Origin of the sequence: Paenibacillus sp. FSL L8-0638, assembly GCF_038593075.1 — a bacterium.
Lineage (GTDB): Bacteria > Bacillota > Bacilli > Paenibacillales > Paenibacillaceae > Paenibacillus > Paenibacillus polymyxa_D.
Window position 1 is genome coordinate 1,883,929 of the sequence record NZ_CP151960.1, and the last position, 12,312, is coordinate 1,896,240.

At 46.6% G+C, this 12,312-nt stretch carries 14 protein-coding genes; 11 read left to right on the top strand and 3 right to left on the bottom strand.

Going from position 1 to position 12,312, the window contains the following annotated elements:
• Positions 1-23: 23 nt before the first annotated feature.
• The 9 genes from MKY35_RS08575 (at position 24) to MKY35_RS08615 (ending at position 5,351) form a co-directional block, all read left to right on the top strand.
• Complete coding sequence (locus tag MKY35_RS08575) at positions 24-464, top strand: HepT-like ribonuclease domain-containing protein (RefSeq protein WP_039269973.1); 441 nt, start codon at positions 24-26, stop codon at positions 462-464.
• Positions 465-472: 8 nt separating this feature from the next.
• Entirely contained in the window at positions 473-1,120 is a 648-nt protein-coding gene (locus MKY35_RS08580; protein WP_029516682.1) for a metalloregulator ArsR/SmtB family transcription factor, read from the top strand.
• A 96-nt stretch (positions 1,121-1,216) separates the two neighbouring features.
• Complete coding sequence (locus tag MKY35_RS08585) at positions 1,217-1,540, top strand: YtxH domain-containing protein (protein ID WP_342446130.1); 324 nt, start codon at positions 1,217-1,219, stop codon at positions 1,538-1,540.
• A gap of 208 nt (positions 1,541-1,748) precedes the next feature.
• On the top strand, positions 1,749-2,558 hold the full coding sequence (racE, locus tag MKY35_RS08590) for a glutamate racemase (protein WP_023987989.1): 810 nt from the start codon (positions 1,749-1,751) through the stop codon (positions 2,556-2,558).
• Between the two features lie 117 nt (positions 2,559-2,675).
• Positions 2,676-3,896 (top strand): M14 family zinc carboxypeptidase, encoded by a 1,221-nt coding sequence (locus MKY35_RS08595; protein WP_342446131.1) that lies wholly within the window; start codon positions 2,676-2,678, stop codon positions 3,894-3,896.
• A gap of 136 nt (positions 3,897-4,032) precedes the next feature.
• Positions 4,033-4,299 (top strand): hypothetical protein, encoded by a 267-nt coding sequence (locus MKY35_RS08600; protein WP_029516685.1) that lies wholly within the window; start codon positions 4,033-4,035, stop codon positions 4,297-4,299.
• A 140-nt stretch (positions 4,300-4,439) separates the two neighbouring features.
• The gene (locus MKY35_RS08605) at positions 4,440-4,742 is read left to right on the top strand and encodes an iron-sulfur cluster assembly accessory protein (RefSeq protein WP_342446132.1); all 303 of its coding nucleotides are present in this window, start codon (positions 4,440-4,442) and stop codon (positions 4,740-4,742) included.
• Positions 4,743-4,765: 23 nt separating this feature from the next.
• Positions 4,766-4,987 carry a DUF1450 domain-containing protein gene (locus MKY35_RS08610; protein ID WP_007429791.1) on the top strand — a complete coding sequence of 74 codons (222 nt, stop codon included), beginning with the start codon at positions 4,766-4,768 and terminating at the stop codon, positions 4,985-4,987.
• A gap of 94 nt (positions 4,988-5,081) precedes the next feature.
• Positions 5,082-5,351, top strand: a complete 270-nt coding sequence (locus MKY35_RS08615) for a hypothetical protein (RefSeq protein WP_023987992.1) — start codon at positions 5,082-5,084, stop codon at positions 5,349-5,351.
• A 200-nt stretch (positions 5,352-5,551) separates the two neighbouring features.
• Here MKY35_RS08615 and MKY35_RS08620 read toward each other — a convergent pair whose 3' ends face one another.
• Both MKY35_RS08620 and MKY35_RS08625 read right to left on the bottom strand, forming a co-directional pair.
• Entirely contained in the window at positions 5,552-7,534 is a 1,983-nt protein-coding gene (locus tag MKY35_RS08620; protein ID WP_322251442.1) for an LTA synthase family protein, read from the bottom strand.
• Positions 7,535-7,722: 188 nt separating this feature from the next.
• On the bottom strand, positions 7,723-8,883 hold the full coding sequence (locus tag MKY35_RS08625; protein WP_023987994.1) for a class I SAM-dependent RNA methyltransferase: 1,161 nt from the start codon (positions 8,881-8,883) through the stop codon (positions 7,723-7,725).
• A gap of 157 nt (positions 8,884-9,040) precedes the next feature.
• Between MKY35_RS08625 and MKY35_RS08630 the strand changes: the two genes are divergently transcribed.
• Complete coding sequence (locus tag MKY35_RS08630; RefSeq protein ID WP_342446133.1) at positions 9,041-9,685, top strand: O-methyltransferase; 645 nt, start codon at positions 9,041-9,043, stop codon at positions 9,683-9,685.
• A 111-nt stretch (positions 9,686-9,796) separates the two neighbouring features.
• Here MKY35_RS08630 and MKY35_RS08635 read toward each other — a convergent pair whose 3' ends face one another.
• A complete protein-coding gene (locus tag MKY35_RS08635; RefSeq protein ID WP_029516688.1) occupies positions 9,797-11,017 on the bottom strand; it encodes an MFS transporter in 1,221 nt (406 codons plus the stop codon).
• Between the two features lie 235 nt (positions 11,018-11,252).
• On the opposite strand from MKY35_RS08635, the gene hemE reads away from it, so the two are divergent.
• A complete protein-coding gene (gene hemE / locus MKY35_RS08640; protein WP_029516689.1) occupies positions 11,253-12,299 on the top strand; it encodes a uroporphyrinogen decarboxylase in 1,047 nt (348 codons plus the stop codon).
• Positions 12,300-12,312: the final 13 nt, after the last annotated feature.

A 12,312-nucleotide genomic window follows, 5' to 3' on the forward strand; every position in this document is an offset into this window, starting at 1 on the left:
AGCGGTACTGGAGGTGCAGGATCTTGTATTATGTCAACCGGGAACAAATTGAGCTTCGACTAGGGGCTGTTCCCGACATTGTCGCCGGACTTCGGCAGACTTCTGCTGCCTGGAACGGTGATCTGTTGCAGGGGCTAGTGCAGGAGCGCTGTCTTCATCTGGCCATTGAGACGGTAACGGACGTAGGAAGCTATATCATCGACGGATTTATTATGCGTGACGCCAGTAGCTATGAGGATATTATCGGTATCATTCATGAGGAAGGTGTACTGGATGATACCGTATTTCATTCGCTAGTAGAGCTGGTAGGCTTACGTAAACCCTTAGTGCAGGAGTATTTCCATTGGGACCGGACGAGCCTTCACCCGCTTACATCTAAGCTACCTGGGTTGCTGGAGCTTTTTGCTTCTAATGTGCATGATTATTTAAATAAGGAATTGGGTCCCCAGCCCGAGGGAGTGTAAAGGCAAAAGTGACGGATAAGTATATCGTACCCGAAATGCCCACTAGGCGCATGATCATGACATTATTGAAAACCCAGGGACCTGTGGGCGTCGGAAGCTTGGCAGCTCAATTGGGCATTACCGAAATGGGAGTGCGTAGGCATCTCAAATTGATGGAGCAGGATGGTCTGATCGTGGCTACGATCGTGAGACAGGCGATGGGACGCCCGACGTTTTTATACAGCCTGAGCGAGCAGGGAAGCGAGCAGTTCCCTCGTAATTATGATCATCTGTTACTGGAACTGTTAGAGGAACTGGATGAAGAGCAGGGAATGGAAGCTGTTTACTCGCTGTTTGATGGTAGAAAACGTAAAATGATGAAGCGTTACGCCCCTCATATAGAGGGGGAGACTACACTGGCTTCACGTGTGGAAAAGCTTTCGGGCATCCAGAATGCTTCCGGATATATGGCAGAGTGGCGCGAGGAAGAGGATGGTAGCTACTCTATTGTGGAATACAATTGTCCTATCTCTCAAATTGCAGGCCGTTACCGCAAGGCTTGTGAATGCGAGCAGCAAATGTTTGAGGAGCTACTTGATGCCGAGGTTGTTCGTGAGGATTGTTTGGCAGATGGGGGCCGTTGCTGCCTGTATCGTATCCGCTCTAAAAAAAAGTAAAACTTTTCAGGCTTGTTTTCTGTATCATGACAAGCTCCCCGTGCTTATAATGCACTAACAGATGGGCATTCGCCCGGGCACAAGGGAGAGATGATGATGAAGGAGAACTGCAAAAGTTTTATCCGAGGCGCGTTGGCAGGCAGCATTGTTGGTTCGGTTGCTGCTTTGTTATTTGCCCCTAAGTCAGGTCGTGAGCTGCGTCAGAATATTACAGATCAGGCGCGCAACGTAAGTGATAAGGGACAGGAGCTAGCGGGGAAAATTTCAGACACCTCAATTGAGTATACTGACAAAATTAAGGAAACAGCCTCAGCCGTCATTCATGAAATTGGGCAATGGCGTAAAAAAGGTGAAATGATTCCTGAGGTTAGTATTTCATCAGCGACTGCTCAAGAAGATACGGAAAAAAATGCTCTGTAACGGTCTGTAAAAAATAGGTGAAACACTGAATACGGTTTGAATTCGTGGCTTCTCCCGTTGGGATGGAGCCTTTTTATTGATCACTTCCTCGTTTTAGGGTAATCTTTTGGGGTACCTTTTACACTGATACGACATAAGGTATGTAGCAACGGATAGCTTTCCGAGATGAAACAACTCATATTTGAACAAAAAAGGAAGCGGTGTGTACGTGCAGCAAGCGATTGCAATATTGGATTCCGGTGTAGGAGGTTTGACGGTTGTTAAAGAAGTCATGCGTCAGCTTCCACGGGAAAAAATCATTTATTTTGGAGACACTGCGCGCACTCCGTATGGCCCCCGACCATCGGAAGAGGTTAAAAAATTTACAGAGCAAATGGTTGATTTTCTGATTCAATTTGATCCGAAAGTCATTATTATTGCTTGTAACACGGCTACTGCCGCGGCATTGGACTATATAAGCCAAAAGGTATCCATTCCGGTGATCGGAGTCATTCACCCCGGGGCTCGTGCTGCGATTAGCGCGACTGCTACCGGGCATGTCGGGGTGATTGGGACTGTCGGTACGATTCGAAGCGGAGCGTATACAGCTGCGCTCAAGCAATTGTCTCCTTACGTAGACGTGGTGAGCCATGCTTGTCCTGCGCTTGTTCCATTGGTGGAACAAGGATTATTCCGCTCCAAGACGACATCGCAGGTTGTGGAGGAGACATTGAGACCTATTCAAACGTATCCGATTGATTGTCTGATTCTTGGTTGTACGCATTATCCTTTTTTGAAGGAAACGATTCAAGAAGTCATGGGGCCTGCAGTAAAGCTCATTAGCTCGGCAGATGAAACGGCGCGTGAGACGAGTACCATTTTGTATAATAAAGGCAAGTTGGAAGCTGGGGATGAAACGCCGGTACATCAGCTTTTTTGTTCCGGCGATCCTGAATTGTTCCAGCGCATTGCCGCACAGTGGCTCGGGGAGCAAATTCGCCAAACGCCTGTTGTCTGGCAAGTCACCAATCTGGATTAACGAGACAGCTGACTTTTTGTCATTGGACAAAAGAAGTCGGCTGTTTTGCTTTTCGCTACATCAAGACACGCCGCGTTTGCATAACATGCAGTAAGGCAGATGGAAGGGGCGTAGAAGATGAGGGAATATATCGTTCAAAAAGGAGATACATTGCACCGGGTCGCCTCGGCTTTTAAACTATCGGCGGATACTTTGATCGCAGATAATCCGTGGGCCGCCACGCAACCCTATCTGATTAGTGGTCAAGTGTTATATATTCGTCCGTCTACGGATCGTAAATACGTTATTCAGCCTGGTGAGTATGCAAGACAGATTGCCAAGCAGTTTGGTGTGGAGCTTGATGAGTTACGGCTAGCCAACCCCGGACTTGCGGAGCATGATTTTATGGAAGGAAAAACTATTGTTATTCCTGAAGACCATCAGGATCAGATTGTACGATTACGTGGAGAGTATGGATATGAAGATTTAAAGGAAGACCTAGCGGCCTTGGCCCGCAGATATCCGTTTATTGAAGTTGGCAGCATTGGAACCAGTGTCATGGGGAAGGATATTCCTTATGTACGTATTGGGCAGGGAACGCGTAAAATTCACGCCAATGCTTCAGTTCATGCTAATGAATGGCTGACGACGCCTTGTTTGCTGCGTTTTATAGAGCAATATGCACAAGGGATCGGTGGGACTGAAGAACATGTAGGGGCCACTCAATGGGTGTATGGAGGTTCTCCGCGGGATTTGCTGGAGCATACATCCTTATGGGTGGTTCCGATGGTCAACCCGGATGGGGTAGAGCTGGTGCAACAAGGTATACTCCCAACTCATCCGTTGTATCATGACCTCAAAAAGTGGAATGAAGGACGTGCTGATTATCGCGGTTGGAAGGCGAATATTCGTGGTGTCGACCTCAACGATCAATTTCCGGCATATTGGGAAGAAGAGGTGCGCAGACGCGGTAAAACAGGTCCGTCTCGACGAGACTATGCAGGGCCTGCACCTTTGTCTGAACCGGAGTCTAAGGCGCTTGCCGATCTGACGGAGCGCGAACAGTTCGACATGGTGTTATCTATACACAGTCAGGGACAGGAGATCTATTGGAATTATCGGGATCTAGAGCCTAAGGAGAGCCGAGATTGGGCCTTACGGCTAGCTGCCGCAACAGGTTACCGGGCGGTAAAGCTGGGTGGGAGCGATGCAGGGTACAAGGATTGGTTTATACAGCGATTTGGTAAACCGGGGTTTACCGTTGAAGTCGGTCTAGGCGTAAATCCGCTGCCCATGCGTGATTACGATGATATTGCAGCAGAAGTGGGCATGTTAATGGCAACAGTGCTGTCATGGTAAAAAATTCGGCCTACTGAAACGTATCGAATCATTTGCACGTATTAGGAGGAACACGTTTTTTATAAGTGTTCCTCTTTACATGTCCCTTCAATGGGGTATATATACTTAGGAGCATTGGAAATGGAGTGAACAACCTATGAAGTGGAAAAGATTACTATCTCTCCGTCAATGGTCACATGTATTTCGTCGTATGCCCCGATTGATTACTTCATCAAGGATTCCGCTGGGAGAAAAATTACTCTTTGCGGTGCCTGTGTTGCTCTATTGGGTATTACCTGATGTCATGCCATTTATGCCCATCGACGATATTGGTGTGACGCTATTGCTTATGAATTGGTTTGTCACCCGTGCCGAACGAAAATATCCAGATGTGCTTGAAAAGCAACATGTACGTGTTCGGTAGATAAGCTTATGAATTTCGTGATTGCGATTTTTCGCGATTTTCTTTACAATAGGAATATTGCCTTTTGCTATGCTAAACATAATTGTGATTTATCCAATAAACCACATTTCATTTAATGAATATGAAGGAGATGAAGTTTGATGAACTGCAAAATTACTCGTAACGCAGCTAAAGTACTGAAACTTGAACTGGATAAGGAAGAGAACCAAGGAAAGAGCCTGCGCGTTGTTATTACTCATGCTCATGGAGATCATGCTCATTACGGGCTGGATTTGGACACGCCTAAAGAAACAGATACTGTCGTATCTACAGATAAAGGTATTGACGTAATTTTGGAAAACGGCCAGACGCTGCTGGATGGTGTGAAAATTGATTACTTGTACTTCCCCGAAGAAGGATTTGTCATTACTAACCCTTCCCAAGGTAATCACGGCGACCACTAAGCCGGAGCTCGGAGGGATGACAGATGGCTAACGATATTCGCGTATGTGATGAATGCAATCATATTCGCTTGAAAACAATCTTGCCCAAGTTGCAAAAGATGGCACCAGATGCCGAGATCAAAATCGGCTGCAAATCGTATTGTGGTCCTTGTGGGAAACGGGCGTTTGTGTATGTGAACGGACGTTATGTGAGTGCGGCCACTGAGGATGAAGTATTGGAGAAGGCTGCGCGCTTTATCAAATAGTTCCAGTACGCAGCATTCGTAATTTTTGAATAGTTCCCCTTCTTCTGATCCATGCTAATGGATGTAGACCACTGCCCAGAAGGAGGAGTGACTCATGGCCCAATATGATTCCAATCTCGACAATCACAGTGTTGAGGCTCAAACACAAAACTCGGTGGACAGGCTCCACAATGCCGTCTCTCAGGCATTGTCACATCCAGCTGAGCAACTGATTGAACAGGCGGAGCAGTCTCGCACTCATGCTGAACATGCCATACAGCAGGCGAAGGATAGCCTTGGTGACGACTCAGTAGAAGTTGCGGAGGACATGCTTGGTGAAGAGGTACAACGGCTTGAACAGGCCAAAAAAACGTTGCGTTCCTAAGCATTTGTGACTGGTAACAACGAGCGCAGTCGAGTGACAATCCATAAAAAAAGCACGATCCACAGCACTTACAAGCCGATGGATCGTGCTTTTTTGTTATATACAGAGTAGTTATGCGGCGACATCGTTAAAGGGGTTTGGGAAGATGCTGTATCAGCAACCTCCCACATAAAGTCTATTAGATACAGATACAGAAGGAGTTACTTCTTTGTTTGTGGTTCCCATTCGCGAATAAGATCGTATGTGATAACCTGATCGGATATGTTCAACCGATTGAGAGCTTCGGTATATCCCGGTCCGCAGGCGTTTACGTCTGTAGGCTGGCCTGTACTCAGGTTGTAACAGGTCCCTTTGGAGAATGTACCGTCCTCAGATGGAATGTAGTACACTCGTCCATCCGTGAAAGCACCAGTACGCAGCACAACCATACGAGGCTTCCCGCTAAACAGATCGTTTCCCATAAAATGATATGGTTTTGTAGAAATCCCAAGCAGGTGCATTACGGAAGGAGTCAGATCCAACTGACCTGCCGGTTCTGTATACGTGCCCGCCTGACTTCCGTCAGGAAGATGCACAAGCAATGGCACCTGATTCATGATTTTCTGCATGTCCAGATCCGTAAGTGGCTTGCCTAAAAATTTCTCATACAGTGCTTTGTCTTTAATAGAATTATCATGATCCCCATAAAACATCAGGATCGTATCATCCCACAGTCCGTCTTTCTTCATCTGATCTACTAATTCGCCTAGTGCTTCATCTACATAATGAACAGATTTCAGATAGTCTCCGAACATGGTACCTTCAAACTCGCCAACGTCTAAATCTACCGCGTCAGGTGACAGATTGTACGGATGATGGCTCGAGATACCGACCATATAGGCGTAGAACGGCTGCTTAACTTCGGTGGTGAGGTCATTAAGTGTTTGACGGAAAAAGGATTTGTCTCCCAGGGACCAACCCAGTGGCTCATCTATTTTAAAATCTTTTTTACTGTAGAACTTGTCATAGTTCATTGCCTTATACATGGTGTAACGGTTCCAGAAGCTGCTGTCGTACACATGAAACGCATTGGGACTATACCCAGTATCCTTCAAAATAGAAGGTAACGTATCGAATTTATGGTCCGCATAACGGATAAATACGGAGCCTGTAGGGAGCGGATGCAGCGAAGCATGTGTAGAGAAGTCCGCGTCCGAAGTACGGCCCTGCGCAGTCTGGTGAAAATAATTGTTGAAATACATGCTTTCCTTCGTCAGTTTGTCAAAGTTAGGCGTAATCGCTTGACCGTTGATCTGTTTGCCGATAAAAAAGTTCATGAACGCTTCAGCTTGAATGACCATCACGTTTTTGCCCTTATACTTGCCAGATAGATCATTTTTTACCTGAAGCAACTTTTGGTGCTGATTAAACCATTCCTTATCCTTATCGGATTCCGCTTGAGCCAATGTAGGCTGAGGACCAAGGTGATCCTGACCATAGCGGTAGATGTCATATCCATGAAATCCGATCAACCCTGTTACGTTGTACAAGGCCATCGACCACCAGTTGCCGACAAATATGCCAGTTGCCCACGTGGAGGTATAATATTTGATCGGCCCAAATGTTAATACATAGCCAATCAGGAAGGCCAATGCTCCTTTAGAGAAGCGAAGCAGGAACCTCTTTGTGTAGGAGCTTCGGGATGCTTTTAAATAAGTATCATTCGTGGTAAGTCGACGTCGTAAGGAAGCCACAAATATGACATACGGAATGAATAGAATCCAGTCTGCAAAAAAGAGAATGTCCCCCCAGTACATAAGGGATGCGATACTTCCGCCCAGAGAATCAACTTGTCCGGCTTGAAGTAAGACGGGAATCGTAATGAAATCCTGGAAATACCGATAATAAACCATGTCGGAATAAATGAGCGCGGTGAGCAACATATCGAGCACCACAAGAGCAATCAAACGTCCGCGACGTGGCAGCCATAAGGTCCAGAAGCTCACAAGTAAAAGCGAACCAATAGCGATGACATAATCCAGCGGATTCATGTCAATATTTTGGGCATGCAAGTTATAGTGAATCAGTACGAGCTTGCCGATCATAAGCACAAAAAACAGACCTAGTCCAAAATATCGAGACAGCAGCATTCTGCTGAACGTGTTACCAGTGCGACTTGCACTGGACGTGCGAATAACCAACACTTTACCCCCTCTGGCAGAAATGTTCGGCTAGTATAAATTACATATTAACGTAATGTTAAAACCGAAATGCCTTTAATTATTATAGCGCTCATCTCGCGCATTTCAATGATTAAGTAAAGAAAATACAGCACAAATCAGGCCAGAACAACGAACGGAGAGTTCGTTTTCTGGCCTAGGCTTCATCCTATTTAAGGCTGCAACGGCGAAGTATCTTTGCGGCGCGGAGGCAGAGGGCCTAGATACTGATAGTATTGGCATTCGATCCGGCCGTTAAACAACTTCCGGCGCTTGTCTGCTTTACGGCCCCAATAATGCTCAAATTGCTTGGTGGAGCTGATGGCAAAGAAGGACCAGGTCTTCATTTCGGCTGCCGTGCGTGCGAGTGAACGGATCAGCTTTTCCACCTCGGATTGTTCGCTCAGTCTCTCGCCATAAGGTGGGTTTGTAATCATCACACCATATTGTCCTTCGAGTCTGACTTTAGTTACAGGCATCACTTTAAGAGGGATGTCTTTAGCAAAGCCTGCTGCTTTTACAGCTGCCTCAGCAACTTGTATGGCATTTGGATCGATATCGCTACCTGCAATTTCAAAAGGAATGTCATCGCGGGTCAAATCCATCGCCTCGTCGCGAGCCTGATCCCATAATTCTCTGCCAATGACAGGCCAGTCTTCCGAGTTAAAGGTACGTCTCAGTCCTGGCGCAATATTCCAGGCTTGCATGGCAGCTTCGACCAATAAAGTACCGGAACCGCAGCATGGGTCATAGAAGGGGCGGTCCGGGCTCCAGCGACTAAGCTGAATAAGAGCAGAAGCCATCGTTTCTTTGAGGGGCGCCTCTGTAACGAGCTTACGGTAGCCGCGTTTGTGCAGTCCTGGACCGGTTGTATCAAGAGTCAGCAACGCACGATCATTCAATAGAATGACCTCAATGACGTAACGAGGGCCATCTTCAGCAAACCAATCTGTGTGGTAGGTTTCCTTGAGCTTCTCTACAATCGCCTTCTTGACGATTCCCTGACTGGCTGGTACGCTACTAAGCTGTGATTTGTGCGAACGTCCCTCTACGGGGAATTCACCATCTACAGGAATCCAATCCTGCCAGGGTAATGCTTTGGTACCCTCGAACAGCTCATCGAAGGTTGTTGCAGCAAATTCACCCATTTTAATAAGTACGCGGTCTGATGTGCGAAGCCACAGGTTACACCGGCATATATCCATATAATCTCCGGTAAAAACGACGCGGCCGTTTTCGACGGTTAGATCTTCGTACCCGAGTTCTCTGAGTTCTCGGGCCACGACGGCTTCAAGTCCCATTGGCGCAGTTGCAATTAGTTGCAGTTGAGTCATTAAACGTATTCACTCCGTCCCCATAATCATGTAAGCTTGGTTCAATCCCTATAGTATAGGTCATTGTACTCGAAGAGACAAATCATTAAGGTAAAAAATTTACGAAGGACACCACGTCCTACCTGCGTTATGATTAAGCAATAAGGAGAGATGAACCGTGGAAATTACACCCAATATGACGCCTGAACAATATGTAGACCAGCTGGTACAAGAGGATGAAGCACTTCGCAGTATTAGGGAGGCTATCGTTAAAGAAGGTATGCCGGAAGTATCCGTTGCCCATCCTTATGGAAAACTGTTGACCTTTCTAATTGAAGTATCTGGCGCACAGCATGTACTGGAAATCGGCGCATTAGGCGGCTACAGTGGATTATGTCTGGCCCGTGGGCTGGGAGAAAAGGGTCGTATTGTGTCACTGGAGCTGAAAGAAGCGTACGCAGCGCTGGCACATCGACATATGGAAAACAATGGCTACGGTGACCGTGTCGAATATCGTATTGGACCCGCAGCGGACAGCTTGAAAAAACTTCAGGAAGAGGGAAGAACTTTCGATTTTTTCTTCATTGATGCAGATAAGGAAAATTACCCAGTATATCTGGAATATGCGATTGCTCTGGCGAATCCAGGTGCCATTATTGCGGGAGACAACTGTTTCCTTCGCGGACGGACGCTGAATACGGATAAGAACGGCCCTGCCGTTCAGGCCGTGAGACGTTTTAACGAAACGATAGCAACAGATCCGCGGCTGGTCAGCACGCTTTTGCCAGCTTACGATGGATTGGCGCTAGCTCGAGTTAAATAGCGTTCATTCTTCCCTATGTATAGCTATACAAAAAAGAACCTCCTTGTCCAATGTAGCGTGGACAAGGAGGTTCTTGTCTGTTAAGGCGGGCTTGTCTTACCTGAAGGTTTCTTACCTGAAATCAGGCGTAGCCTTACGATCAAAAAGCTTCATGCGTACCCAGAATATGTTGACGATTAACAGGACACCTGACATGATAAACAGTCCTTCGATGCCGATAAACCCGGATAGCACCCCGCCAATGACAGCACCCAGCATATTCCCAAGCGCGAGCGAGCTGGTATTGAAGCCGAAAGAACGACTTTCCATTCCTTCCGGTGTATACGTGCGAATCAGCGCATTTACGCTTGGTAGCAGACCGCCCATAAATACACCCATGAAAAAACGGATAATGACAAGTTGCCACACTTCATTGACAAAAGCCTGCGGAATGAGCATAACCGCCGTTCCGAGCAGTGCAATGGTCAAGATCTTGTGCGCTCCTATCTTGTCACTCAATCTTCCAAGGAGTGGTGCAGCAATCATATTGGATACGCCTGTTATAGCTGTAACGAACCCGGCAATCAGTGCAATTCCTTCTGCCGACCCATATAGTTTTTGCACATATAACGGCAGCAGAGATACCGTACTGATCATGGCAAATTGGAGCAGAAACGTTACGGTGAACAAAGCCGGAAGCTGGGGCGTATGGCTTAGCTCCTTTAATCCGGCAAGAACCGAAATTTGCGGTGTGCGTGCGGCTTCCGCTTTACTGAAATTTTCTTTAACCAGAAACATTGCAATGAGCGAGGCTATAAAAATCAGAGCGCCTGTAATATAAAAGATCGGTCTGAATCCGACCCAATCAGCCAAAAATCCGCCTAGCAGAGGACCGAGAATCGTGCCGGCCATCTGACCGGATTGCATAATCCCCATAGCGAATCCGGTTCGCTCTTTGGGAGTGGTACCCGATACTAGGGAAATCGATGCCGGATTGAAACCCGAAATCGTACCGTTCAGCAGGCGAAGCGCCAGCAGTTGCCACGGATGGGTGACCAAACCCATACATCCGATGACCAAAGCCATACCAAAGCCTGAGCGAAGCAGCATGACTTTACGTCCATATCGGTCAGCAAGCTTGCCCCACAAAGGCTGGAACATAAATGAGGTCAAAAAGTTAGCGGCAAAAATAACTCCAGCCCATAGACCAATATCGTGCTCTCCCTTCACATGAAGGTCCTGAGCCAGATACAGGGCGAGGAACGGAGTAATCATCGTAATACCCGCATTGACCAGAAACTGACCGAACCAAAGCACAATGAGATTGATTTTCCACGTCTCCCACGTTTTCAATGTGCTTTCACTTCCTTTCTGCCCATTCTCATCCTGTTGTAAATCCTACGTATCAACGCATAACTTCTCCGGAGCTTTAAAAAAAGCCATTTCTCTAGTATAGCACACTTCATTGAAACTTTATCCAAATGTCATGGGTTTGTCATGGTTTGTTCGAGAGCTACGGTTGTTACGACTCTTGAAAAAGGGCATAATTAAAATATAGTATTTATGATTCGAACTGGAGGCTGAAGTCATGACCTACAATGATACTTTTATCCGCGCTTGCCGCAAGCAAGCTGTGGATCATATTCCCGTATGGTACATGCGGCAGGCCGGAAGGTATGACCCTGAGTATCGCAAAATTAAAGAAAAATACACGTTGCTTGAAATATGCCGCCAGCCCGAGTTGGCCGCAGAAGTGACTTTGATGCCCGTGCGCAAGCTCGGGGTGGACGCTGCAATTTTATATTCTGATATTATGAATCCGGTGGCCTCGCTAGGGGTTGATTTTGATATTGTCAAAAATATTGGACCGGTTATTGATAATCCGATCCGGTCAGCTGCGGACGTAGACAAGTTGCGTCCAATTGATGTGGAACGCGATTTGGGTCATATTTTGGAAACGATCCGCATTTTGGACCGTGAACTGAACGTGCCATTGATTACGTTCGCTGGAGCGCCTTTTACCATTGCAAGCTATTTAATAGAAGGAAGGCCTTCGAAAGGATATATTCGCACCAAAGCGATGATGTATGGAGAGCCTGAGTTGTGGCATCGCCTAATGGATAAGCTAGGGGACATGGTTATTACATACGTGCGAGCTCATATCGCTAATGGCGGTAAGGCTTTTCAATTGTTTGATAGTTGGGTAGGTGCGCTCTCGCCCTATGATTTTCAAACTTTTGTGCTGCCGACTATCACACGTATTTTTCATGAATTATCTGATCTGGATGTACCTAAAATTTATTTTCCGGGCGTAAGCTCTGGTGAATTGCTCCCACACTTGAATGGGTTAAAAGCCGATGTGATTGGACTGGACTGGCGGGTAAGTATACCTGAAGGACGTCGCCGCTTGGGCAACGGTTTTGGTGTACAGGGAAATCTGGATCCTTATGTGCTTACTGCGCCAATCGATGTTATCAAGCAGTATGCGAAAACCATTGTAGATGAAGGTATCTTGGAGCCGGGTTACATTTTCAATCTCGGTCACGGTTTATTTCCTGAAGCCTCGCTAGATAAGCTAAGAGAGCTTACTGATTATGTACATGAGTATTCCCACTCGATTTTGTCAAAGAATTAAACCATTAGAAATG

What these genes read in the sequence shown, in the direction of transcription:
- MKY35_RS08600 (WP_029516685.1), top strand. Translation starts at nt 4,033, where the DNA reads ATGAAGTGGAAAAGATTACTATCTCTCCGTCAATGGTCACATGTATTT.
- MKY35_RS08610 (WP_007429791.1), top strand. Translation starts at nt 4,766, where the DNA reads ATGGCTAACGATATTCGCGTATGTGATGAATGCAATCATATTCGCTTG.
- MKY35_RS08595 (WP_342446131.1), top strand. Translation starts at nt 2,676, where the DNA reads ATGAGGGAATATATCGTTCAAAAAGGAGATACATTGCACCGGGTCGCC.
- MKY35_RS08585 (WP_342446130.1), top strand. Translation starts at nt 1,217, where the DNA reads ATGAAGGAGAACTGCAAAAGTTTTATCCGAGGCGCGTTGGCAGGCAGC.
- MKY35_RS08615 (WP_023987992.1), top strand. Translation starts at nt 5,082, where the DNA reads ATGGCCCAATATGATTCCAATCTCGACAATCACAGTGTTGAGGCTCAA.
- MKY35_RS08605 (WP_342446132.1), top strand. Translation starts at nt 4,440, where the DNA reads ATGAACTGCAAAATTACTCGTAACGCAGCTAAAGTACTGAAACTTGAA.
- MKY35_RS08625 (WP_023987994.1), bottom strand. Translation starts at nt 8,883, where the DNA reads ATGACTCAACTGCAACTAATTGCAACTGCGCCAATGGGACTTGAAGCC.
- hemE (WP_029516689.1), top strand. Translation starts at nt 11,253, where the DNA reads ATGACCTACAATGATACTTTTATCCGCGCTTGCCGCAAGCAAGCTGTG.